This is a genomic window from Salmonella sp. SAL00672, assembly GCF_046552175.1.
Classification (GTDB): domain Bacteria; phylum Pseudomonadota; class Gammaproteobacteria; order Enterobacterales; family Enterobacteriaceae; genus Salmonella; species Salmonella enterica.
Genome location: NZ_JBGDUQ010000005.1, coordinates 102160 through 126846 on the forward strand (window position 1 = coordinate 102160; position 24687 = coordinate 126846).

Annotated in this window: 21 protein-coding genes; 8 read left to right on the top strand and 13 right to left on the bottom strand. The window is 53.0% G+C overall.

What is annotated here, in order from left to right:
- Positions 1-53: 53 nt before the first annotated feature.
- The 6 genes from nrfB (at position 54) to gltP (ending at position 6728) form a co-directional block, all read left to right on the top strand.
- The gene (gene nrfB / locus ACLJTG_RS14565) at positions 54-620 is read left to right on the top strand and encodes a cytochrome c nitrite reductase pentaheme subunit (protein WP_000115065.1); all 567 of its coding nucleotides are present in this window, start codon (positions 54-56) and stop codon (positions 618-620) included.
- A complete protein-coding gene (nrfC, locus tag ACLJTG_RS14570) occupies positions 617-1288 on the top strand; it encodes a cytochrome c nitrite reductase Fe-S protein (RefSeq protein ID WP_052932606.1) in 672 nt (223 codons plus the stop codon). The genes nrfB and nrfC overlap by 4 nt, the downstream gene beginning before the upstream one ends.
- Positions 1285-2241, top strand: coding sequence for a cytochrome c nitrite reductase subunit NrfD (nrfD, locus tag ACLJTG_RS14575; protein ID WP_023238026.1), 957 nt, complete (start codon positions 1285-1287; stop codon positions 2239-2241). The genes nrfC and nrfD overlap by 4 nt, the downstream gene beginning before the upstream one ends.
- Positions 2234-4456 (top strand): heme lyase NrfEFG subunit NrfEF, encoded by a 2223-nt coding sequence (gene nrfEF, locus ACLJTG_RS14580; RefSeq protein WP_198898281.1) that lies wholly within the window; start codon positions 2234-2236, stop codon positions 4454-4456. Before nrfD ends, nrfEF begins: the two co-directional genes overlap by 8 nt.
- Positions 4453-5073 (top strand): heme lyase NrfEFG subunit NrfG, encoded by a 621-nt coding sequence (gene nrfG / locus ACLJTG_RS14585; protein ID WP_000083232.1) that lies wholly within the window; start codon positions 4453-4455, stop codon positions 5071-5073. The genes nrfEF and nrfG overlap by 4 nt, the downstream gene beginning before the upstream one ends.
- A 344-nt stretch (positions 5074-5417) precedes the next feature.
- Positions 5418-6728: a glutamate/aspartate:proton symporter GltP gene (gene gltP, locus ACLJTG_RS14590; RefSeq protein ID WP_000793278.1), complete on the top strand. Its 1311-nt coding sequence runs from the start codon at positions 5418-5420 to the stop codon at positions 6726-6728.
- Positions 6729-6884: 156 nt separating this feature from the next.
- Here gltP and yjcO read toward each other — a convergent pair whose 3' ends face one another.
- The 6 genes from yjcO to ACLJTG_RS14620 form a co-directional block, all read right to left on the bottom strand.
- Positions 6885-7574, bottom strand: coding sequence for a Sel1 family TPR-like repeat protein YjcO (gene yjcO / locus ACLJTG_RS14595; RefSeq protein ID WP_000771449.1), 690 nt, complete (start codon positions 7572-7574; stop codon positions 6885-6887).
- A 176-nt stretch (positions 7575-7750) separates the two neighbouring features.
- A complete protein-coding gene (locus ACLJTG_RS14600; RefSeq protein ID WP_011233236.1) occupies positions 7751-9898 on the bottom strand; it encodes a formate dehydrogenase H subunit alpha, selenocysteine-containing in 2148 nt (715 codons plus the stop codon).
- 354 nt (positions 9899-10252) lie between these two features.
- Complete coding sequence (gene lpxO, locus ACLJTG_RS14605; protein ID WP_000457029.1) at positions 10253-11161, bottom strand: lipid A hydroxylase LpxO; 909 nt, start codon at positions 11159-11161, stop codon at positions 10253-10255.
- Between the two features lie 257 nt (positions 11162-11418).
- Complete coding sequence (gene phnO / locus ACLJTG_RS14610) at positions 11419-11853, bottom strand: aminoalkylphosphonate N-acetyltransferase (RefSeq protein ID WP_001526214.1); 435 nt, start codon at positions 11851-11853, stop codon at positions 11419-11421.
- Between the two features lie 151 nt (positions 11854-12004).
- Positions 12005-12448 (bottom strand): VOC family metalloprotein YjdN, encoded by a 444-nt coding sequence (gene yjdN, locus ACLJTG_RS14615; protein WP_001131305.1) that lies wholly within the window; start codon positions 12446-12448, stop codon positions 12005-12007.
- A gap of 119 nt (positions 12449-12567) precedes the next feature.
- A complete protein-coding gene (locus ACLJTG_RS14620) occupies positions 12568-12903 on the bottom strand; it encodes a zinc ribbon domain-containing protein YjdM (RefSeq protein ID WP_000056482.1) in 336 nt (111 codons plus the stop codon).
- A 467-nt stretch (positions 12904-13370) separates the two neighbouring features.
- Here ACLJTG_RS14620 and proP point away from each other — a divergent pair, with 467 nt between their 5' ends.
- Positions 13371-14873, top strand: coding sequence for a glycine betaine/L-proline transporter ProP (gene proP, locus ACLJTG_RS14625; RefSeq protein WP_000919711.1), 1503 nt, complete (start codon positions 13371-13373; stop codon positions 14871-14873).
- 69 nt (positions 14874-14942) lie between these two features.
- Positions 14943-15032, top strand: coding sequence for an LpxT activity modulator PmrR (pmrR, locus tag ACLJTG_RS14630; protein WP_000844399.1), 90 nt, complete (start codon positions 14943-14945; stop codon positions 15030-15032).
- Positions 15033-15039: 7 nt separating this feature from the next.
- Here the strand turns inward: pmrR and pmrB are convergent, their stop codons facing one another.
- The 7 genes from pmrB to melR form a co-directional block, all read right to left on the bottom strand.
- Positions 15040-16110, bottom strand: a complete 1071-nt coding sequence (gene pmrB, locus ACLJTG_RS14635; RefSeq protein WP_001212189.1) for a two-component system sensor histidine kinase PmrB — start codon at positions 16108-16110, stop codon at positions 15040-15042.
- A 9-nt stretch (positions 16111-16119) separates the two neighbouring features.
- Positions 16120-16788: a two-component system response regulator PmrA gene (gene pmrA / locus ACLJTG_RS14640; RefSeq protein ID WP_000697899.1), complete on the bottom strand. Its 669-nt coding sequence runs from the start codon at positions 16786-16788 to the stop codon at positions 16120-16122.
- Entirely contained in the window at positions 16785-18428 is a 1644-nt protein-coding gene (eptA, locus tag ACLJTG_RS14645) for a phosphoethanolamine transferase EptA (RefSeq protein WP_000919290.1), read from the bottom strand. The genes pmrA and eptA overlap by 4 nt, the downstream gene beginning before the upstream one ends.
- Before the next feature lie 133 nt (positions 18429-18561).
- Positions 18562-19899, bottom strand: a complete 1338-nt coding sequence (adiC, locus tag ACLJTG_RS14650; RefSeq protein WP_000093130.1) for an arginine/agmatine antiporter — start codon at positions 19897-19899, stop codon at positions 18562-18564.
- A gap of 139 nt (positions 19900-20038) precedes the next feature.
- Positions 20039-20800 (bottom strand): AraC family transcriptional regulator, encoded by a 762-nt coding sequence (locus ACLJTG_RS14655; protein WP_001217074.1) that lies wholly within the window; start codon positions 20798-20800, stop codon positions 20039-20041.
- Positions 20801-21096: 296 nt separating this feature from the next.
- Positions 21097-23364 carry an arginine decarboxylase gene (gene adiA, locus ACLJTG_RS14660; RefSeq protein ID WP_131044972.1) on the bottom strand — a complete coding sequence of 756 codons (2268 nt, stop codon included), beginning with the start codon at positions 23362-23364 and terminating at the stop codon, positions 21097-21099.
- Positions 23365-23596: 232 nt separating this feature from the next.
- A complete protein-coding gene (gene melR / locus ACLJTG_RS14665; protein WP_000106992.1) occupies positions 23597-24529 on the bottom strand; it encodes a transcriptional regulator MelR in 933 nt (310 codons plus the stop codon).
- Positions 24530-24687 lie beyond the last annotated feature (158 nt).

Below are 24687 nucleotides of genomic sequence, written 5' to 3' on the forward strand. Positions count from 1 at the left end.
GTCTTGTAGGCCTTAAAGCTGCGCGCCATCAGGCATTATGTAATGGAGTGAATATGAGCGTATTACGTTCGTTATTAACTGCTGGGGTGCTGGCGTCAGGCCTGTTCTGGAGCCTGAGTGGAATCACTGCCACGCCAACGCCGCAGGAGTCGGATCAACGCTGGACGGTCACCCAGCAGCGTAATCCGGATGCTGCCTGTCTGGACTGTCACAAGCCGGACACCGAAGGTATGCACGGTAAACATACGGGCGCTATCAACCCGAACAATAAATTGCCGATAACCTGTACCAACTGCCACGGTCAACCGTCGCTTCACCACCGTGAAGGGGTGAAAGATGTGATGCGTTTTAACGACCCGATGTATACGGTAGAGCAACAGAACAGCGTCTGTATGTCCTGCCACTTGCCTGAACAACTGCAAAAAGCGTTCTGGCCGCACGATGTTCATGTTACTAAAGTGACCTGCGCCAGTTGCCATTCCCTGCATCCGCAGCAAGACACGATGCAGACGCTAAGCGAGAAAGGGCGGATCAAAATATGCGTGGATTGTCACAGCGATCAGCGTACTAACCCGCACTTTAACCCGGCGTCCGTTCCGTTGCTTAAGGAGCAGCCATGAGTTGCACCCGACGTCAATTTATTACCCGCGTCGGCGCGCTGGCGGCGATCGGTGGGATGGCAGGACGCGTTGTAGCGAACACGTTGAATATTAACGGCGTGCGTTACGGTATGGTACACGATGAGTCATTATGCATCGGCTGTACGGCCTGCATGGATGCCTGTCGGGAAGTCAACAACGTGCCGGACGGCGTATCGCGCCTGACGATTATTCGCAGCGAGCCGCAGGGGACGTTTCCTGATGTGAAATATCGCTTCTTCCGCCACTCGTGCCAGCATTGCGACCATGCCCCCTGCGTTGACGTCTGCCCGACCGGCGCATCATTCCGCGATGCCGCCAGCGGTATTGTCGACGTGAACCCGGACCTTTGCGTCGGCTGCCAGTACTGCATTGCCGCGTGTCCCTACCGCGTGCGCTTTATCCATCCGGTCAGTAAGACGGCGGATAAATGCGATTTCTGCCGGAAAACCAACCTGAAAGCGGGCAAACAGCCCGCCTGCGTTGAGTCATGCCCGACGAAGGCGCTGACGTTTGGTAATCTGGACGATCCCAACAGCGATATTTCCCGTTTGTTGCGGCAGAAAACCACCTATCGTTACAAGCTGGCGCTGGGCACAAAACCGAAGGTCTACCGCGTTCCCTTTAACTATGGGGAGGTGAGCCAATGACATCCGCTTCTGCATTTCATTTTGCATCACTGGTGTGGGACTGGCCCATCGCCATCTATCTGTTTCTGATTGGCATCTCCGCCGGACTGGTTACGTTGGCGATTCTGCTGCGCCGCTTCCATCCGGAGGCGGGTGGTTCGGACAGCACGCTGCTGCGCACCACGCTGGTGTTAGGGCCGGGGGCGATTATTCTTGGTCTGCTGATTCTGGTCTTCCACCTGACGCGCCCGTGGACCTTCTGGAAGCTGATGTTCCACTACAGCTTTACCTCGGTGATGTCGATGGGGGTGATGCTGTTCCAGTTGTACATGGTGGTGTTAGTGCTGTGGCTGGCGAAAATCTTTGAAAAAGAGGTGATTGCCCTGCAACAGCGTTGGCTGCCGCGGTTAGAGATCGTGCAGAAAGTGTTGGCGCTAATAACGCCGTTTCATCGCGCGCTGGAGACGTTAATGCTGGTACTGGCGGTTCTGCTCGGGGCGTACACCGGGTTTCTGCTGTCGGCGCTGAAATCCTATCCGTTCCTGAATAACCCGATCCTGCCGGCGCTGTTTCTGTTCTCCGGGATTTCCTCCGGCGCGGCGGTGGCGCTGATCGCCATGGCGTTACGCCATCGTAGCAACCCGCACAGCACTGAAGAGCGCTTTGTGCATCGCATGGAGGTTCCGGTGGTATGGCTGGAAATTTTCCTGCTGGCGGCGTTCTTCGTCGGTCTGGCGCTGGGCGATGACGGCAAAATGCGCGCGCTGGCGGCGGCGCTGGGCGGCGGATTCTGGAGCTGGTGGTTCTGGCTTGGCGTCGTAGGGCTGGGATTGATTATCCCGCTGCTGCTGAAACCCTGGGCAAATCGTAGCGTCACGTTTCACGGCGTGCTGGCCGTTTGCGGCGCCAGTTTGACCGGCGTGCTGTTGCTGCGCTTTTTCATTCTTTATGCGGGACAGCTAACGGTTGCATAATCTGGACATCTTCCTTCCTGAAGCCGGATTTCTGGCGCTGTTGTTGAGTCTCGGGGTCAACGTGTTGACCCCGCTGGCGACGTGGTGCGGGATGGGGCAGCACTGGCGCGGCGTCATGCGCCTGACGACCTGCGGCGCGTGGACGGCGTTCACGCTGCTGCTACTGGCGTTTGCGATTCTGGTTAGCTGTTTTCTGACCAGCGATTTTTCGGTCGTTTATGTTGCGCAGCATAGCCATAGTCAATTGTCATGGGGACTGAAACTGGCGGCGGTATGGGGCGGTCATGAAGGCTCTCTCCTGCTGTGGGCGCTGCTTCTTTCGGGGTGGACGGCGCTATTCGCCTGGCGCTCCCGGCATGAATCTGACGCGCTTTTTCCGCTGACCCTGAGCATCTTGTCCCTCATTATGGCCTCGCTGCTGCTATTTATTGTGCAGTGGTCCGATCCGTTCCTGCGTATTTTCCCTCCCGCCATGGAAGGGCGCGACCTTAATCCCATGCTGCAACATTTGGGGCTGATCTTACATCCGCCGCTGCTCTATCTGGGTTATGGCGGCCTGATGACCGCGGCGAGCGTAGCGCTGGCTTCGCTACTGTGCGGCGGCTTTAACGCCGCAACCGCCTGGGTTTGCTGGCGCTGGGCGTTAGCCGGCTGGTGCGCTCTGACGCTGGGAATCATTCTCGGATCGTGGTGGGCGTATTGCGAACTGGGCTGGGGCGGCTGGTGGTTCTGGGACCCGGTGGAAAATGCCTCATTGTTGCCGTGGCTTGCCGCCAGCGCGTTGCTGCACAGTTTGTATGTCAGCCGCCAGCGCGGGGGCTTCCGCCACTGGTCGTTGCTGCTGGCGATACTGACGCTGATCCTCTCGTTGCTGGGAACGCTGATTGTGCGTTCCGGCATTCTTGTTTCGGTACATGCCTTTGCGCTGGATAACGTGCGCGCGGTGCCGCTGTTTACCCTTTTTGCCGCGTTAAGTCTGGCATCGCTTGCTCTGTACGGCTGGCGGGCGCGGGAGCCGTATCCGGCGACGCGTTTGGGCGGCGGAAAGTGTGAAACGCTCATTCTGGCGACGCTGCTGCTCTTTAGCGCCGTCTTGTTGATCGTACTAATCGGGACGCTCTACCCCATGATTTATGGTTTGATGGGCTGGGGAAGGCTTTCGGTGGGCGCGCCCTATTTTAATCGCGTCACGCTGCCGTTTGGCCTGCTGATGCTGGTGGTTATCGTACTGGCGACAATCAGAAGCCGCAAAGTCTCTGTGCGTTGTCAGCTTCCGGCGTTGCTGGCGCATACGGGCGTATTTATCTTCGCCGCCGGGATCATGGTTTCCAGCGGCAGTCGGCATGAAATCAGCCTTAACCTCAGCCCCGGTCAGCAGGTGGTACTGGCGGGCTACATTTTCCGCTTTGAGCGTCTGGATCTGGAAGCCAAAGGCAACTACACCAGTGAAAAAGCGCGGATCACGTTGTGGCGAAATGAAAAACGCATTGGCAGCCTGCAGCCTGAAAGGCGCTTCTATGCCGCGCGTCGTCAACAGATGATGGAGCCGGGGATTCACTGGAACCTGCTACATGACTGGTACGCGGTGATGGGCGAAAAAACCGGACCGGATCGTTACGCCATGCGCTTATACGTGCAGACCGGCGTGCGCTGGATCTGGGGTGGGGGATTGTTGATGGTGTGTGGCGCGCTGCTGAGCGGATGGCGGGGGAGGAAGCATCCTGAGTTATTGCCTGATGGCGCTGCGCTTATCAGGCCTACGAGTGAAAAGCATGGTAGGCCGGATAAGGCGTTTACGCCGCCATCCGGCAAGACGATGTTACTTGTGGCTTTTCTGATTTTTCTGCCTTTTAGCACCCACGCCCAGGTGGTGGATACCTGGCGCTTTGACAATCCGCAACAGCAGGAAAAAGCGCTGTCTATTGCCGGTCAACTGCGCTGTCCGCAGTGTCAGAACCAGAATTTGCTGGAATCCAATGCGCCCGTGGCGGTCAGTATGCGCCATCAGGTTTACAGCATGGTGGCCGAAGGTAAAAGCGAAGCGGAAATCACCGCCTGGATGACCGACCGTTATGGTGATTTCGTACGCTACAACCCGCCGTTGAATGAGCAAACGCTGCTGTTGTGGGCGCTGCCGTACCTGCTGTTATTGCTGGTGGGCGTGGTGGCCTGGCGGGTGAGAAAGCGTCAGCACGCAGAAGAGGGGGAACAATGAGCCAGTCTGAACACTCCACTGCGCCGTTACGTCCCATGCCCGTAAAGCGTCTGGCGGCTGCGGCGGTGTTGATGGTGGCTGCCTGTGTCGGCGGCTATCTGTTGACGCCGAAATGGCAGGCTGTGCGTAGCGAGCAACAGCGTCTGGCCGATCCGCTACGTGACTTTACGAACCCGCAAACGCCAGAGGCGCAGCTTTCCAGGCTGCAAGAAAAAATCCGCGCCAATCCGCAGGATAGCGAGCAATGGGCGCGGCTGGGCGAGTATTATCTCTATCGCAATGCGTATGACAATGCGCTGCTGGCATATCGTCAGGCGTTGCGTCTGCGAGGCGATAACGCGCAGCTTTTCGCCGCGCTGGCAACGGTGCTGTATTACCAGGCCGGGCAACATATGACGCCTGCGACGCGTGAAATGATTAATAAAGCGTTAGCGCTGGATGCGACAGAAGTGACCGCGCAGATGCTGCTGGCGGCGGATGCGTTTATGCAGGCGGATTATGCGCAAGCCGTGTCGCTGTGGCAAACCTTACTGGATGCCAACTCGCCGCGAGTGAACCGCGCGCAGCTGGTAGAGGCCATTAATTTGGCTAAATTGTTACAAAATCGGCAGAAATAATTTTTTCTTTTTTGTGACTTTTGTCATGTGTGCTGTTTAAAAAAACGGCGAATGAGACACAAGTAAAAATTAATTACCTCAGTGTATTATTCGTTTTTGACGAAGTAAAAAACTTTCCATAACAAATAGTTATTCATCATTAACGCCATAAACTCGCGTTATTATGCATAAAAACAGCCAAAAGCCCTGTTATGAAAGGGTTGCGCAAGACGCTATGCAAATGATACTGATTATGCGCGTTAAAAAACTCTACAAACCAACGCAACACAAATCATACCCTTTCAGTATGTATTGCTCTCATGCTTTCGGCGGAGAGCAACGCTTCATCGAGGAAGTCTGTTGTTATGAAAAATTTGAAAGTCAGCCTGGCCTGGCAAATTTTGCTGGCTATGGTGCTGGGCATTCTGTTGGGCAGCTATCTGCATTATCACAGTGACAGTCGTGAATGGCTGATTGCCAACCTGCTGTCGCCTGCTGGCGATATCTTTATCCATCTGATTAAAATGATCGTCGTGCCGATCGTGATCTCGACTCTGATTGTCGGCATCGCCGGCGTTGGCGATGCAAAACAGCTAGGCCGTATCGGCGCCAAAACCATTCTCTATTTTGAACTGATCACTACGGTGGCGATTATCCTCGGCATTACGCTGGCGAATGTCTTTCAGCCAGGCTCAGGCATTGATATGTCGCAACTGGCGACCGTCGATATTTCGAAATACCAGAACACCACGGCGGAAGTACAAAGTCATGCGCATGGGCTGATGGGGACGATACTGTCGCTGGTGCCGACCAATATCATCGCATCGATGGCCAAAGGGGATATGCTGCCAATTATCTTTTTCTCGGTCCTGTTTGGGCTGGGGTTGTCATCCCTGCCGGCAACGCACCGCGAACCGCTGGTGACGGTATTTCGTTCCATCTCTGAGACCATGTTTAAAGTCACCCATATGGTGATGCGCTATGCGCCAGTGGGCGTTTTTGCGCTGATCGCCGTCACGGTGGCGAATTTTGGTTTCGCGTCGCTGTGGCCGCTGGCGAAACTGGTGCTGCTGGTACACTTTGCCATTATCTTCTTTGCGCTTGTAGTGCTGGGCATCGTGGCGCGCCTGTGCGGGTTAAGTATCTGGATTCTGATTCGCATTCTGAAAGATGAATTGATTCTGGCGTACTCGACCGCCAGCTCCGAGAGCGTGCTGCCGCGCATTATCGAGAAGATGGAAGCTTACGGCGCGCCAGCCTCTATCACCAGTTTCGTGGTACCGACCGGTTACTCATTTAACCTCGACGGCTCCACGTTATACCAGAGCATCGCCGCCATTTTTATCGCGCAGCTATACGGTATCGACCTGTCGTTGTGGCAGGAAATTGTACTGGTGCTGACGCTGATGGTGACGTCGAAAGGGATTGCCGGCGTGCCTGGCGTTTCCTTCGTGGTGTTACTGGCGACGCTGGGCAGCGTGGGCATTCCGCTGGAAGGGCTGGCGTTTATCGCTGGTGTCGACCGTATCCTCGACATGGCGCGTACTGCGCTAAATGTGGTGGGGAATGCGCTGGCGGTGCTGGTGATCGCCAAGTGGGAACACAAGTTTGACCGCAAAAAAGCGCTGGCCTATGAGCGCGATGTGCTGGGCAAATTTGATAAAACCGCCCAATAACGGATTGCCGGATGGCGCTTTGCTTATCCGGCCTACAAAGAAAGAAAATGTAGGCCGGATAAGGCGTTCACGCTGCCATCCGCAACCTGCTCCGGGTTGCCTGATGGCGCTACGCTTATCAGGCCTACAACGACTACGTTCATCCGGCAATAAACATCAGCCATTTGTTAGCGTTTCGAACTCTTCGCAACCGGTATCAAACCCTTCCAGACAGCTTAGATTCAACCAGTGCAACGCCTTCTGCTTGTTCTTTTCAATAAAGCCCGGTTCACCGTTTAAAAACATCATTCCCGCCCAGTATTCTGAATAGCCGGTACGGGAAATAGCGGAACTGCGTTTGAAATACCAGGCGGCTTTTTCATCATCGGCGGCAATGCCCACGCCGTTGGCGTAAATCAGGCCAAGCAACATTTGCGCATCCACCGCGGAGTCGTTATCCAGATCTTCAGAGGCCTTTTGCAGCAGCGAGATGGCTTTTGGGTAGTCCGGACGCCCGGCCTGGGTGTTGACCAGGATCCGCGCCAGCGTAATTTCTCCCGCTTTACTGCCCGCGTTAGCCGCCTTTTCAGCCAGCTTTTTCGCGTCGGGATAATCCAGGCTTACCGGATTAGTGATTTTGATTTGCGCCAGTAGCGCGCAGGCGTCGGCGTCGCCATTGTCGGCGGCTTTTTGCGCCCAGTATTCAGCTTTGTTCAAATCGCCATAGCTCAACCAACTGTCGGCCAGAAAATATTGCGCGCGTCTGTCACCTGCCTCTGCTGCCTGCAAATACTGGCTACCCGGCTCAGGATCTGCGGCATGGGCAAAGAATGTCATAAACAACATCAATGCAAGAAGTAGTTTCATTTTGAATTTTATTTAGGGTACGGAAAAGACAGTATAAAGAGATCGTATGGATAAAAAAACAGCCTCCGGGCGGAGGCTGTTATAGGGAAAATGCCTGATGGCGATGCTAATGCATCTTATCAGGCCTACTGTAGACGCAGGCCGAATAAAGCATTCTGATGCCGCCATCCGGCAGATCAACCCATTGCGCTTTCGCGCAGGCGGGTTTTCAGCTTGTTGTACTCATCAATCACATACTGCTCGGCGGCTCGCTGATCGGCGATCGGCTCAACGCGTACGGCGCAGTATTTGTACTCCGGCGTTTTGGTAATCGGGCTGAGGTTTTCAGTCACCAGCTCGTTACAGGCGCCAATCCACCACTGGTAGGTCATGTAAATCGCCCCTTTGTTCGGGCGATCGCTGACCTGCGCGCGGGTGATGATTTTACCTTTGCGCGAATGAACCCACACCAGCGCTTCATCTTCAATGCCCAGACGCGCGGCGTCGGCGGTATTGATTTGCGCATAGCCCGGTTCATCGGCCAGCGCGGCCAGCGCCGCACAGTTACCGGTCATTGAGCGGCAGGAGTAGTGGCCGACTTCGCGCACCGTCGACAGTACCATCGGGTACTCTTCGGTGAGTTTATCGATAGGCGCTACCCAGTCGCAGGTGAAGAACTGCGCCAGACCGTTGGGGGTATCGAACTTCTCTTTAAAGAGGTACGAGGTTCCCTGATCGGCATCCGACGTGTCGCGGCATGGCCACTGGATATAGCCCAGTTCGCCCATTTTCTCGTAAGTGGCGCCGTAGAAATCCGGGCACAGATGACGCAACTCATCCCAGATCTCCTGGGTGTTGTTGTAGTGCATCGGATAGCCCATCCGGGTGGCGATTTCACTGATAATCTGCCAGTCGGTTTTCAGGTCCCACTTCGGCTCAACGGCTTTAAAGAAGCGCTGGAAGCCACGGTCAGCCGCAGAGAAGACGCCTTCATGCTCGCCCCAGGAGGTGGAGGGTAAAATCACATCCGCCGCCGACGCGGTTTTGGTCATGAAGATGTCCTGCACGATGACCAGTTCCAGATCCTCAAACGCTTTACGTACTGCAGAGAGTTCCGCATCGGTTTGCAGCGGATCTTCACCCATAATGTACGCCGCGCGCACTTCGCCATGCGCCGCACGGTGCGGCAGCTCGCTGATGCGATAGCCGGTATGCGCAGGCAGACTTTCTACGCCCCAGGCTTTAGCGAACTTCTCGCGGTTTTCCGGGAACTTAACGTACTGGTAGCCCGGATAAGTATCCGGCAGCGCGCCCATATCGCACGCGCCCTGAACGTTGTTCTGGCCGCGAACCGGGTTAACGCCCGCGCTTGGCTTGCCGAGGTTGCCGGTCAGCATCGCGAGGCTGGTCAGTGAACGCACGGTTTCCACACCCTGATAGAACTGGGTGACGCCCATCCCCCACAAGATCGCTGCGCTTTTCGCGCTGGCATACATCCGCGCCGCCTGACGAATTTCCTGTGCGCTCACGCCAGTGATCTCTTCGACGGACTCCGGCGTATAGCCTTCGACAATCTTACTGTACTCTTCAAAACCTTCGGTACGGCTGGCGACAAACGCTTTGTCGTACAGGTTTTCTTCAATAATGACATGCCCCATGGCGTTGAGCAGCGCGATATTCGAGCCGTTTTTCAACGCGATATGCATGTCAGCGATGCGCGCGGTTTCAATTTTGCGCGGATCGCAGACGATAATTTTCGCCCCGTTGCGTTTAGCGTTAATCACATGATTCGCCACGATAGGGTGGGAATCCGCCGGGTTATACCCGAAGACGAACACTAAATCAGTGTTATCAATTTCGTTAATCGCATTACTCATTGCGCCGTTACCGACCGATTGGTGCAGACCTGCAACCGATGGGCCGTGTCAGACGCGAGCGCAGCAGTCAACGTTATTGGTACCAATAACGGCGCGTGCGAATTTTTGCATTACATAGTTGGTTTCATTTCCGGTACCGCGAGAGGAGCCGGTTGTCTGGATTGCATCCGGACCGTACTTCGCTTTGATGGCGCTCAAACGTTCAGCGACGTAATTGAGCGCTTCATCCCAGGAAACAGATTCCAGTTTGCCGCCACGCTGGCGACGGATCATTGGGGTTTTCAGGCGCGGGGTCAGGATCTGGGTATCATTAATAAAATCCCAGCCGTAGTAGCCCTTCAGACACAGGGTACCCTGGTTGGTTTTCCCCTGCGCCGCCTCAGCCCGGACGATTTTGCCGTTATCGACCACCAGATTGATTTTGCAACCTGATGCGCAATACGGGCAAACCGTGACGACTTTTTTCATCGGTTTCGCTCCAGTTAATCAAATCGCGCATACGCGCTGTCGCCCTCAGTATGCATGTTTTATGCCACTTTTTTAGTATGGGCTTTCCCTGATATTACGGGCGAATTTTGCTCAAAACCCTGACGAAAAACAGGCTATCGTCAGTTTTGACGTGTCGAAAGAAAATGCCGCATGACATTTATTATGGGGAGAAACGCTGAGCGCAGGCCAGATAAGGCGGAGCCGCCATCCGGCAATCTGCTCTGCCTGAAGTGGAAATTACCCGGATGGATAGACTCAAGGCCAGGGAACGCTTTGAGACTAACGCCAGGATAGAACAGGCCGCGGCAGGCAGTTCCATACCGCGGCCCGGCTTCAGAGGAGGCTGAAAAGGATTATCGCGGCAAAAATAGCGGCAATAACGAGATATTTCAGCGCGTAATAGAGAGTGCGGTTTTTCTTTTTCAGCCGTTGCCCGGCATCGCGTGCTGCATGAACGTATTTAAAGATGCGATTAATCGCACCGGTGCGATCGTTCTCGTCGTTTGGCGAACTGGCGGCGGACATCAACGATGCGCCGACCCAGTGGTTTACGCTCTGCGCCCAGCGCCATTTCATTGGACGCTCAATATCGCAAAAGAGGATAATACGCGTCTGCTCAGTTTTATTTTCCGCCCAATGAACGTAGGTTTCGTCGAAGATGACGGCTTCGCCGTCGCGCCAGCTATGGCGCTGTCGATCAACTTCAATAAAACAGCGGTCGTCATTCGGTGTGCTTAATCCAAGATGGTAACGTACTGAACCGGCATAGGGGTCGCGATGTTTTCCCAGATAGGCTCCGGGAGGCAACTCGGCGAACATCGCCGCTTTGATAGAGGGGATGCTGTTGACCAGCTTTGTCGTTATCGGGCATAACGTTTCCGCCGACGGGTGGGCATCGGAATACCATTTAAGGTAAAACCGTTTCCAGCCGCGCTTGAAAAAGGTGTTGAATCCGGCGTCGTTATTGGCCTGCGCGGCTTTTATGTGATGCTGAAGCCGTAGCGCCTCTTCACGAATCACCTGCCAGTTTTCCGTCAGCTTCTGCAGCTCTGGAAATGCCGTGGTATCAAAGTACGGCTGCTTTGCCGGTAACGTTGAGAAGCGAGTCATGAACATATTGATCGGCGCCATAAACGTCGAGTGGTCAAAGAGTTGACGGGAAAGTTTTTGTTTTTCCACACCGCGTGAATGCGCATAAATGACGCTGATAATAAAAATACCGATAATGATTGCTGCGAACATAACGTCACTGTCCTTCTAAGAAAACCTCATCCCGGGATTTTCAGGCAACCCTCCCGGTGATGCCAAAGAGAAAAGTGTAGTTCGTTGACAATAAATTTACATTTCTACAACTTAAAAGGGCCGTTTTTGCTAAAGAAGCGAGTCAGCCCGTTTAACCTTTATCCAGGCTTGCCGACAGTAGAATTGAGATGGCTCCGCTACTTCACCCGGTGACGGCTGATTACGTTATGCCTTATCTCCTGATGACGGCTGCCAGATCACAATGCTTTCGTAAACCGAAAATGACTTTGCTTGTAACCTTCGCGAAGATAAAAACGGTGTGCATCGCGGCGTTTAATATTTGTGGAAAGCTCCGTTAGCTCCGCCCCCGCCTGACGTGCTTCTTCTTCTGCCCAGGCCAGAAGCTGACTGCCAATTTTTTGTCCCCGCATCGGCGGTAATACCACCAGCTCCTGAATTTCGCCAATCCAGTTGGCATGATGGAGATGAAACTGCATATGCAGGCTGATCATGCCGACTACCTCTCCGTTGCGCAGCGCTAAACGATAATGAACGTTGGGGTCCAGTAAATTAGCGGCAAATCCATCCCTGAAAGCCTGATAATCAAGCTCATTTTTAAGTAACTCACAGATAAGCGCGTAAACAGAATCGGTATCCTCTGTTGTCGCGTGGCGTAATTCACAGACTGGCATAATGTCCTCCCGACGCTTCATCAGGATCAACCATCTTTCGCCAGACTGTAGCAAACTACCGTCATTATTTATTCTATGACAGTTAAACGGCGGATAACGTACAGCCAAAGATCACTCTGATGGCAAGGGGGAGGGCGAGCCTCCCGGGGAATTAGGTGGCAGGCTGATGTTTAACCACGTTAATCATCCACGGCACACCGAAACGATCGCTGACCTTGCCGAAACCCTGCGCCCAGAAGGTCTCCTGCCAGTCCATTTCGATTTGCCCTTGTGCGGCAAGGTTATCAAACCAGCGCTTCCCTTCTGCTACATCCTGGGTATCAAGCACCAGCGTAAAGCCGGAATAATGCGCCGTTCCCGACGGGCTGGCATCACTCATCATGATATCGCTGCCGGCAATGCGCATGTTGGCGTGGGCGATAGCTGTATCGGGAAAGCGCATTCCTGACGGGCAACCCTCTTCGTTATCCGCCGCCGAGGGGGGCATTTCACCGAAGCTGAGTTTATAAAGCAGTTCTGCGCCTAACGTTTGTTGATAATACGCGATGGCGTCGGCACAGTTGCCGGCAAAAGAGAGATAGGGACTTAACGGCATGATGGTTACCTCAGGTAAGAGATGCTCGTTAAGTGTAGTTCGAAATTGGCACAATATTGTCGGTGGCAGGGCCGCTCAGGCCCGGTAAGCAAGGCGCTACCGGGCAATGACACGGTAAATCAGTTCTTTTTCACGAACTCGGATTTCAGTTTCATCGGGCCAAAACCATCGATTTTGCAGTCGATGTTATGGTCGCCTTCAACCAGACGAATGTTCTTCACTTTGGTGCCGATTTTCAGCATGGAAGAGCTGCCTTTTACTTTCAGATCTTTCACGATGGTGACGCTATCGCCGTCTGCCAGCAGGTTGCCGTTGGCGTCTTTGACAATCAGCTCATCGCTCTCCTGAGCGGGTTCCGCATCGTTCCATTCGTGAGCGCATTCCGGGCAGATGAACATGCCGTTATCTTCGTAGGTATATTCGGAGTTACATTGCGGGCAGTGGGGTAATGACATGTTGATATCCTCAAAAAGTCAGCGGGGGCAAACGCGCCCAAAAATGGCAGATCGCCGAAAAAGGCCGCAATTATACACAAAATCCTTAGCGTTGTCGGGACTATTGCCGCTTTTATAAAAGGGTCTGCGCCACGCCAGTCAGCAATGGTTTACACTCAAATAACCGCTTTTTTACTGTCACCACAGCGCATTAGGGCGTCCTTATTTACACCTTTTGACCGAATTGACATATATGTGTGAAGTTGATCACATATTTAAACCCTGTTAGGGTAAAAAGGTCATTAACTGCCCATTCAGGCGTCAACAGGTTCGGTTGTACAGTCCGTAACCGGACAGTGTAAGTAAACCTGCTACGCTTGTATGAGGGATAGCGTTCGCGCCCCTCCCTCCGCTCGACGGCGACGCTGGCGCGGTATGCCAGTGCCCGCCGTATATAGCGCTACAGGGCTTAGCCTATGAGGACAGCTATGCTGAAAAGGAAAAAAATAAAACCGATTACACTGGGCGATGTGACCATCATTGATGATGGTAAACTTCGCAAAGCGATTACCGCCGCCTCGCTGGGCAACGCGATGGAGTGGTTTGATTTTGGTGTTTATGGATTTGTTGCCTACGCGTTGGGTAAAGTCTTTTTCCCCGGCGCCGATCCCAGCGTCCAAATGATTGCCGCGCTGGCCACGTTTTCCGTTCCCTTCCTGATTCGTCCGCTCGGCGGGTTATTCTTTGGTATGCTCGGCGATAAATACGGGCGCCAGAAGATCCTGGCGATCACGATTGTGATTATGTCGATCAGTACCTTCTGTATCGGGTTAATCCCCTCTTACGCGACGATCGGTATCTGGGCGCCAATACTGTTGTTGCTGTGTAAAATGGCGCAGGGCTTCTCGGTTGGCGGGGAATATACCGGCGCGTCGATCTTTGTCGCGGAATATTCGCCGGATCGTAAACGCGGATTTATGGGAAGCTGGCTGGATTTTGGTTCCATCGCCGGGTTCGTGCTGGGCGCGGGCGTGGTGGTCTTAATCTCAACGATTGTCGGCGAGGAGAATTTCCTGGAGTGGGGCTGGCGTATTCCGTTCTTTATCGCCTTGCCATTGGGAATTATCGGTCTCTACTTACGCCATGCGCTGGAAGAGACGCCAGCGTTTCAGCAGCACGTGGATAAACTGGAGCAGGGCGACCGCGAAGGGTTGCAGGATGGGCCGAAAGTCTCCTTTAAAGAGATTGCCACCAAACACTGGCGTAGCCTGTTGTCATGTATCGGTCTGGTGATTGCCACCAACGTGACCTACTACATGCTGCTCACCTACATGCCGAGCTACCTGTCGCATAACCTGCACTATTCTGAAGATCACGGCGTGTTGATTATCATCGCCATTATGATCGGGATGCTGTTTGTGCAGCCGGTGATGGGGCTGCTGAGCGACCGTTTCGGTCGACGTCCATTTGTGATTATGGGCAGCATTGCGCTGTTCGCGCTGGCGATCCCGGCCTTCATCCTGATTAACAGTAACGTTATTGGCCTGATTTTTGCCGGTTTGTTGATGCTGGCGGTGATTCTGAACTGCTTTACCGGGGTGATGGCCTCGACATTGCCGGCGATGTTTCCGACGCATATTCGTTACAGCGCGCTGGCGGCGGCTTTTAATATCTCTGTATTGATTGCCGGTCTGACGCCAACGCTGGCGGCCTGGCTGGTGGAAAGCTCGCAGGATCTGATGATGCCGGCGTATTATTTGATGGTCATCGCGGTGATAGGCTTGGTTACCGGTATTTCCATGAAAGAGACGGCCAATCGTCCGCTAAAAGGCGCAACGCCAGCGGCGTCGGACATCCAGGAAGCGAAGGAAATTCTGGGTGAGCATTACGATAATATTGAGCAGAAAATCGACGACATCGATCAGGAAATTGCGGAGTTGCAGGTCAAACGTTCGCGTCTGGTACAGCAACATCCGCGTATCGATGAATAAATTTCGCGCTTAAGGTTCGCTTAATCTCTCGCGGGCATACTCTCCTCCATACCTTTGGAGGAGAGCGTCATGAAAAGCTATATTTATAAAAGTTTGACGACCCTGTGTAGTGTGCTGATTGTCAGCAGTTTTATCTATGTGTGGGTCACGACGTATTAAACGCCTGTTATGCCTTTTTCAACAGCACCCAGGCACGGGTGCCTGTTCTTTCCGTACGGTTTTGCAGGAAAAACTGTCCCTGATGTAGTTGGGTGATGCGGCTGACGATACTCAGCCCCAGGCCAATTCCGCCATAACGGCTGTCCATCCGCACGAACGCTTCGCTTAGCTTCCCGCATTTGCTTTCATCAATACCCGGCCCCTCGTCTTCGACCGCCATAATAGCGTCGGGGTCGGCGCTAATGTGGATAGTGATATGGGTTCCTTCAGGGCTATAGCGATGCGCGTTTTCCACCAGATTTCGCAGCAGCATACGCAGTAACGTCGCGTCACCGCGCACCACCACGTCCGCCGCGCTTTCCGGCAGCAACAGAGTTTGCTGGCGCGTTTCCAGCATGGTGTTCAGCTCATCGTAGGAGGGGAGGATCACATCTTCCAGCAGTTTTACTTCCTGATAATTCCCGGAAGAGAATGACTGGCCCACGCGCGCCAGTTGCAGAAGCTGGGAGACGCTATCCATCATCTGGTCAAGACGGGCGATAAGCGGCGCGACATCAACATTGTGGGTTTTTGACAATAATTCCAGGTGCAAACGCACCCCCGACAGCGGCGTGCGTAGCTCATGGGCCACATCGGCGGTAAAAAGGCGTTCATTGTCGAGCGTGGTGGTCAAACGCGTAACCAGTTGATTGATCGCCGAGACGACGGACTCAATCTCAAGCGTGGAGCTGTGAATGGCGATCGGCGCCAGATTATCCGCCGTCCGCGCTTCCAGCTCTTTTTGCAGTTCGGCGAGCGGACGGGTAATACGCCGTACCGCCTGGTAACAAATTAGCAGCGTCAGGCTAACCATAAATACGCCGGGGACGATCAGGCTGGCGACCGCCTCGCGAATTTCGTGCATGATATGGCGATCGTTGTTGCGATTATCCCGCAGCGCCTGCTCGAACAATTGGATTTGCTCAGTGCTTTCATGCCATAACCAGAAGGTACTGATTAACTGGAACACCAGCAGAATAAGACCAATTGTCAGCATTAAACGCTGGCGAAGGGTCATCGCTCTTCGCTGAAAACGCATCAGGCTCACTTAGCTTTCCTCAGTGGCAACCAGCATGTAGCCAAACCCGCGAACCGTGCGAATGCGCGACTTGCCGACTTTGTCGCGCAAATTATGTATATGCACTTCCAGAGTGTTGGTCGAGGGTTCGTTATCCCAGTTGTAGATATCGTTATAAAGAATTTCCCGGTGCACCGGACTGCCTGCCTTGAGCATCAACCGTGAGAGCAACGCGTACTCCTTAGGCGTCAGGGTCAGTTCCTGTCCATCCCTCCATGCCTGATGGCGGCCTATATTGAGCGTCAGATTGCCAACCGTCAGTTCACTTTCACCCTGGTTATTATGGCGGCGCAGCAGCGCGCGGATGCGGGCGTGCAGCTCCTCCAGGGCGAAGGGTTTAACCAGATAATCATCTGCGCCGACATCCAGCCCGGTAATGCGGTCATTGAGCGTATCGCGGGCGGTCAGAATGAGTACCGGCAGGGTATATTTTTTCTGTCGGATTCGCGTCAGGAAATGCAGGCCATCCTCATCGGGCAGCCCTAAATCCAGCACCATCAGACTGTAATGACCAGACTCCAGACTATGCTCGGCGGCACGCGCTGTCGAAACGCCATCACACGCATAGCCTTCGGTTTGCGCGGCGAGTATTAACCCCTGTAATAATAGCGTGTCGTCTTCAACAATCAGTATCTTCATTCGCTTAGTCTCCTGCACGGTTGCAGAATATCATCTGCGGCCTGGTAATACGTCGTTTGTACGCCGGTTAATCCCAGCATGGTTGAGAAAAGATTGTCCTGTGAATAATCCAGCGTGCTCGCCCGTTTTTGCAGGCAGGCCTGATCCACCTGATAACGCTGTTGATAATCTTTAGAAAGCCAAATGAGCATCGGGACATGTTTTTGCGTATCCGGCGCAATGGAATACGGCAAACCGTGTAAATAAACGCCATTTTCACCCAATGATTCGCCGTGATCGGAAAGATAGACCAGGCTGGTGGTGAATTTATCCTGATGAGATTTCAGCAGGTTAATGGCTTTATCTACAATATAGTCCACGTACAGCACGGTATTATCATAGGTGTTGATCAACTGCTGTTGGGAACAGTTCTGAATTTCGTTAGTGTCACAGGTTGGGGTAAATTTTTTAAACTGCGGTGGATAACGGTTGTAATAGGTTGGGCCGTGGCTGCCGATGGTATGTAATACAATAACGCCATCGCCTTTCAAATGGTCGATATAGTCTTCCAGACCGTGAAATAACACTTCATCGTAGCACTCGCCGTCGATACATTGTCCGGGCAGGTTTAGCTCGGTGACATTTTGATGCGGAACGCGATCGCATGCGCCTTTACAGCCGCCGTCATTATCATTCCACAGTACGTTAATCCCCGCGCGCTGGATAATATCCAGCAGCCCTTCCTGGTGATGCGCCAGCTCTTCGTCATAATGTTTGCGCGGCATATCAGAAAACATGCAGGGAACGGAGATCGCGGTCGCCGTACCGCAAGAGGTGGTATGCGGGAAGTAGATCACATCGTCTTTCGCCAGCCGCGGATTGGTGTCGCGCGGATAGCCGCCAAGAGAGAAATCATCGCCGCGCGAGGTTTCGCCAACGATGAGAATCGTCAGGTTTTTGCGATCGCCTTTCAGCATTAATGGATTGCGATGGGCATCCTCGCCAATGCGTACCAGCGGCAAATTCGCCAGCCGTTGATGTGAATACCATGACCAACTGGCGACAATACTGTTCGATGGGCTTAATGCTTTGATCAACTGTTTATTATTTCGAAATAACGAGGCGTAATCTTTATAGAAAAAGGCGGCGACCAGAATAACTAATAAAATAGAGATCAGGACGCTGGCCAGGCGGTAAAGCCCGCTACGTAAGCGCGGCGTCGCCGGACGGATTTTGACCCAGAAGGCAATCACGGCTGCCAGAACGCCGCTTAATCCCAGCGTCAGCACCATTTGCGGCGTCATCAGCGCAAAGGTTTCCGCGGGCGTGGTATCCATCATATTGGCGATCATGGAGCGATCGATGATGATGCCGTAAGTCAAAATAAAATACTGCGCGGCAGCGCCGACCAGAATAAAAACGCAGGCCAGCAGTCGGTTTAGCCAAATAAATGAGGCCAGCGTCAGCACACTATTGACCACGCTAAACGCGACGACCGGCATGGAAATAAACACCAGCACATTGCGCAGCGAGTTTAACGGTAGGTCTTGTAGTACCTGCTTGTAGAACGCAATGTTCAGGCAGACGGCAATATAAAAGGAAAAAAGCAGAAGCCAGGCGATTTGCCCAAGAACAGGTCTTTTAAGAAAGCGCTTTAACATGTTGATGCGTCCATCGATTCGGTGACGCTAATCGTGACAAAGTAAAATTAAGTGAACCTTAAGAACTTAATGTTGGTGGCGGCCGGATAACCTGCGCTATCCGGCCTGTTGCGATAACATTAACTACACGTGGTCAATCCTGTTTAACCGGCGCATCCAGCGGATACGGGTTTTTGTGAATGCGGTTGTAGTTCAACGCATACAGCGCGGTGATCACCATCAACGTGACGAACGACCACATCACTTCTTTGGCGCCGGAACCGATGACCGCCCAGATGCAATACACAAACGCGACGAAGGTAATCAGCAGATACAGCGGGCGCGCTTTACCAAAGTGACCGTGGCCCAACAGTAACAGCGCGGCACAGGTGTAAAGATAAGGCACCAGGGTGAAGATAACCGACACGGAGGAGACCAGACCAAACTCTTTCGCGGCGTTCGGCGACATACTGCTGAACTGGAAGATAGTCATCAGCACGCCGACGATAAGCAACCCAGCCACTGGCGTACCGGCTTTATTAACCCGCGCGAAGATCGGCGGGAAGAGACCATCGTCCGCCGCCGCTTTTGCGGTTTGACCGGCAAGCAGCGTCCAGCCGCCGAGAGAGCCCAGGCAACCCGCTGCCGCACAGAAGGAAACAATAGCCCCTGCGGTATCGCCCAGCGCCATACGCGCCGCGTCACCGAAAGGCGATGCCGACACACGCAGCGCCGCGTTGGGGATCATCCCCATAATCGCCGTTGTGGAGAGCACATAGCAGACGGCGGCGATCAGTACCCCGCCGATGGTGGCGATAGGCACGTTGCGTTTCGGGTTTTTGACCACACCGGCCGCAACGGAGGCGCTTTCTACCCCGATGAATGACCATAGCGTGACGTTCAACGTGCTTTGAATCGCCCCGAAGGTATTCATGCCGCTCACGTTCCAGGCCGCCATATAGGTTTCGCCTTTAAACCAGAACCAGCCGAAGACCGCAATCCCTACGATAGGCACCAGCGCCAGTACGGTGGCGACGGCCTGTACGCGGGTAATCATTTTCGGCCCGACGATGTTCAGCAGAACAAAAATCCACAGCACCGCGACGCAGGTAAGCGTTAATACCAGCGGATCTTTCAGAATCGGGAAGAAATAGCTCAGATAGCCGACGCCGATAACGACCATCGCGATATTACCGATCCAGCATGCCAGCCAGTACAGCACGTTCGTTTGATAGCCCAAAAACGGCCCGAAGCAGCGGCGTGCGTAGGCATAAGAACCGCCGGGACTGGGATCTAAGGACGACATTTTGGCATAAACCATCGACAGCGCCAGGGCGCCGATGATAGTGACCAGCCATCCGTAGATTGCAATCCCGCCAGTGGCCGCCAGGTTGGCAGGGAGTAAGAATACCCCTGAACCCATAATATTCCCCGATACCATTAAGGTGACGGGGATTAGGCCCACTTTGTGAGCATCAGCATCCGAAGACATAATTTGGACTCCTGAAAAGGTGACTTCGTTACGATAAATTACGTCGTATCATACCCCCTCAGAATGCCGCTGAATTATGTCGGAGACGGGTTATCGCCAATGCTGTTATTATCGTGTCTTATCGTTGAGTGTAGAAAAATTAGGCAGCCGATCGTTCCCGATGTTGGCTAACATAATGCAGGGGGGTCATACCATAAAACTCTTTAAACACGGAAATAAAGTACGATGTGCTGTTATACCCACACAGCTGTGAGACTTGAGAGATATTCTTTCCGTCCATTAATAATTGGTTTACGGCATAACGCATTCGGCAGGTCGTGATTATTTGGCTATAACTGGTATTCTCGTTTTTGAGCTTTTTCTTTAACAAGCTTGGACTCAGGCACAGGCAGCTGGCAACGGCGCTCAGATTCCAGTCTTTATGAATATCGCTCTGAATGATGTGGTAAACGCTGTCACTGATGCGGCTGCGCAGCATGTGCATTAACAAAGAAATAAATTTTTTGTGGTCAAGAAAGCGGGATAAAACGGTGAAAAGGAGCGCACGGGTACGTTCACTAACAATTTCATCCGGTGCTTCCATCGCGCTGTAGCGGGCGGCGACCCTGAAGATATCCGGCGTCAGACAGTTGGCGGTCAATAAGGGATCGGCGTTGCGTTGCCAGACGGGAAGGTGTGAGAGATCTTTATTCAGGAATTGTAAATAGTCTTTAATATTATTGCGACTCACTTGTATTACTAGCACGCTATTTAATGATGAAATGTCAATAACGTTATTTTCACAAGCCAGAATGGCCATATGATTCGCTTTTAAGCTGATTGGCTCCTTACCATTTACTCGTAACCATGTATCTTTTTCGGTTAATAACACTATGCAAGGTTCGTTGCTGCAAATCCTCATACCCGAACTCCTGGAATATGAACATAAAATACCGGATCTCGCCAAACGGGAGAGATAACGGGGACTGAGTCAATTGTGTGATGAATTGAAACTGCACTAAAATAACTTTCCTGAATAATATTACAATATTTGTACGATGAATTAGGGTGTACAAAAAGTTGTACGCGAGTGGAAACTTGTCATTTTTGTATAAAAAAAGCGCGGGATGGGGCCCGCGCAAAAAGGTATGACAGTATTATTGTTTTGCAGCAATACTCAGGGAATACATGCCATCCTCAAAAAAAGACTCTTTGTGATTAGGCTTTCACGCACATAACGTGATATACGCCATCAATAATTTCCGTGCCTTCGGTTTCATGCTCAAAGCCAGGGAAGTGATGATCCCAGGATTGCAGTGAGCGTAAGTAACCCACCTGCGGACTGTTTTCATCGCCAAAGTTTTCGCCGGAGAGCAGCATTGGGATGCCTGGCGGGTAAGGAATAACGGAGTTCGCCGCAATGCGACCCGGTAGATTTTCAATCGCCACCATTTCAATATTGTTGTTCACAATCGCGTTGTAGGCGTCGCGCGGGGTAATCTCCGCAACCGGCAGGGTGGAATAGGCGGCGTTGAGACGGGCGCCCGGGTTATTTTCACGTAGCCAGGCAAACATTTTATCGCCCAGGTCATGAATACCCATGTTCGCGTAAGTGTCAGGATAATCCTGCACCAGTTCCGGCATCACCTGCGCCAGCGGCGTATTCGCGTCGTAATGATGTTTGAAGGAGCACAGCGTGTTGATCAGCGTTCCCCATTTCCCGCGAGTTACCCCCATAGAGAACAGGAACATAATCTGAAAGTCGGTGGTGCGGGTCGGCACGATACCGTGGCGGCCAAGCCATGCTGTGACCAGCGCAGCAGGTACGCCGGATGCTTCCAGTTCGCCATCGTCGCCCATACCCGGCGCCAGGATACTGACTTTAATCGGGTCCAGCATACTCCAGTTATCCGGCAGGTCTTTAAAGCCGTGCCAGGTTTCCCCGGGGCGCATGACCCAGCAGTTCTGGTCAGTGGCTAGCAGTTTTGCCGGCGCGTCGGCGAAGTCATACGTTTTACCGGTTTGTGGATCGGTGACGACGTCCTTATTCCACGGTTTAAAGAACCAGTCGCCTTCATCGGTAAACTCTTTATAAAGACGCGCCATCGCCTGACGGAAATCAACCGCTTCGTCAATCACCTCTTGAGTCAGGGACAGGCCGCTGTTACCGTCCATCATCGATACCGCCACATCGTTGGATGCGCAGATGGCATATAACGGAGAGGTGGTGGCATGCATCATATAGGCCTGGTTGAAGCGGGAGAAATTCACCGCGCCACGGCCTTCACGGACGTGAATGTAGGAAGCTTGTGAAAGCGCATTCAGTAGTTTGTGCGTGGAGTGGGTGGCAAACACGGTCGGACCGTTATGGTCGCCTGGCTCGCCGCGCATCGCGTAGTGATCGAAATAGATCGGGTTGAAGCGCGCATAGCCGTACCATGCTTCGTCGAAGTGAATGCGATCGCTGGTTTTTGCCAGCAGATCCTGCGCCTCTTTGGCGTTATAGCATACGCCGTCATAGGTACAGTTGGTCACTACGCTGTAAGACGGTTTCTGTCCGGCTTTGGTTTTGGTCAGCGGGCTGGCGCTGATTTTTTTCTGCAAGGTTTCAGGCTGCATTTCCTGCGGGTAGATTGGCCCGATAATGCCGTAACGGTTACGGCTTGGCACCATATATACCGGTTTGGCCCCAGTGAGGATCAGCCCCTGCTCGATGGATTTATGGCAGTTACGATCCAGTACAACGACATCATTATCCGTCATACAGGCCTGCATAATAGTACGGTTAGAACCGGAGGTCCCGACAACCACGGACCAGGAGCGGTCAGCACCGAATACGCGGGCGGCGTTTTTCTCGCTTTCGCCAAACGCGCCGGTATGGTCGAGGAGTGAACCGAGCGTGGTACGCTCAATCCCCATATCGCTGCGGAACAGGTTTTCGCCATAATAATCGTGATAAAAGCGACCGGCAGGCGTTTTAGTGAAACCGACGCCGCCCTGGTGTCCCGGCGCCGCCCATGAATATTCATGAATGTCGCTGTATTTCATCAACGCGTTAAACAGCGGCGGTAACAGTTGCTGGCGATACCGGGTCATGGCGGCAACGGCGCGTCCGGCGATAAAGTCAGCGGTGTCTTCCAGAATCCAGGCGAATTCATCGACAAGCTCCAGCAGGTCGCGGTCCAGCGATGCCGTCGCTTTTTCCCTGTCGCCTAACAGGAAAACGGGCACGTTTTGCTGACGCTCGTGAAGCTTACCGATCAATTGCCTGACGCTCAGGTGCTCATCCGGTTGTTCCATTTGGTAGCTAAACATCAGACAGTCAATGGCTTCGTTCGCGGACAAGATGGCATAGCCGTCATCGAAGGATGTCGATTTAATGACGGTAACATTTTGTTGGCTCAAGGCATCCGCCAGACGCTCAACCGCGTTGCCAACCCAGGTGTCCTGATGCAGAAACTCACTTTCAACAATTAATACTTTCATCATCTTTTACCCGGTTGTGGAGGCCGTGCAATTTACGCCTTGCCGACCCGCCGTATGAATGTGACGTGGGCAAGTATTACCCCGTCAAATAGGGGGTGTAAAGTGATGGAATAATGGTCAGTTATTGATATTATTATTTAATAAACAAAGGGTTAATTATTGATAGCGAGCGATTTCACCCGCCGTTTATCGACAGGTGAATTATTTTTTTGGCTGATAGTGGTATCCGGCTTTAGCCGGGCATCGTCTGGCGTCGTTGCTGGCTTAGCTTGCGGTATTGTTGCGGCGACATACCGACAAATTTGCTAAAAGTACTGTAAAAACGGCTGCTGGATCGGAACCCGGCAGTCAGAGCGACATCGAGGATCGTTTTGTCAGTATCACTCAATAAGGCACGTACGTGATTGATGCGCATCGCCGTGATGTACTGCTTCATCGTCAATTGCATAACCCGCTGGAATATCCCCATCGCGTAGTTAGCATTGAGTTTGACATGCTCCGCGACGTCGTTAATGGTTAGCGCCTGATCGTAGTTATCGGCAATAAATCCCAGCATCTGGCTTACGTAAAACTGCGCATGGCGTGAGACGCTATTCTTGTGGGTGCGTGATGTTTTATTGAGCAAAATGGGCTGCCAGCCGGAAAGGCTAAAGCGTTTAAGCATCAGGCCGATTTCATCGATCGCCAACTGGCGAATTTGCTCATTCGGGCTGCTTGTTTCCTGCTGCCAGCGCAACACTTCAAAGGTGCTAAGCTGCTGGGTCGCCAGTGATTTAACCACCATCCCGTGCGTGACGTGGTTGATAAGATCGCGATCCAGCGGCCAGGAGAGAAACAGGTGCATCGGCAAACTGAAAATCGCCATCTGGCGGCAGTTGCCGGGGCGGGTAAGCTGGTGTGGCGTACAGGCCCAAAACAGGGTGATATGCCCCTGCTTTATCTGCACGACTTCATTGTTGATTAAATACTCCACATCGCCGTCAAACGGAACATTCACTTCTACTTGTCCATGCCAGTGACTGCTGGCCATTCTGTGCGGCGGCCTCAGTTCAACGTCCAGTCGTTGATATTCGGAATAGAGCGACAGCGGGCTACGGGTTTGCTTTTCATCGCCGTTGCACATGTGCGGGTCGGGCGGGAGGAGGGATATTGCTTGCGTACTCATCGTCACTCCATTTCCTGAATTATCAGAATTATGCCCCTTTAGCCGGGAGGAAACCGGGAATCCGGACACAGAATCCGTCGATATTGTAGAGCGTAGCCTGACTATCAGGCCGAATACTCTGCTTTTTACGCCATTTTGTCCCAAAAACTCAGATCTCC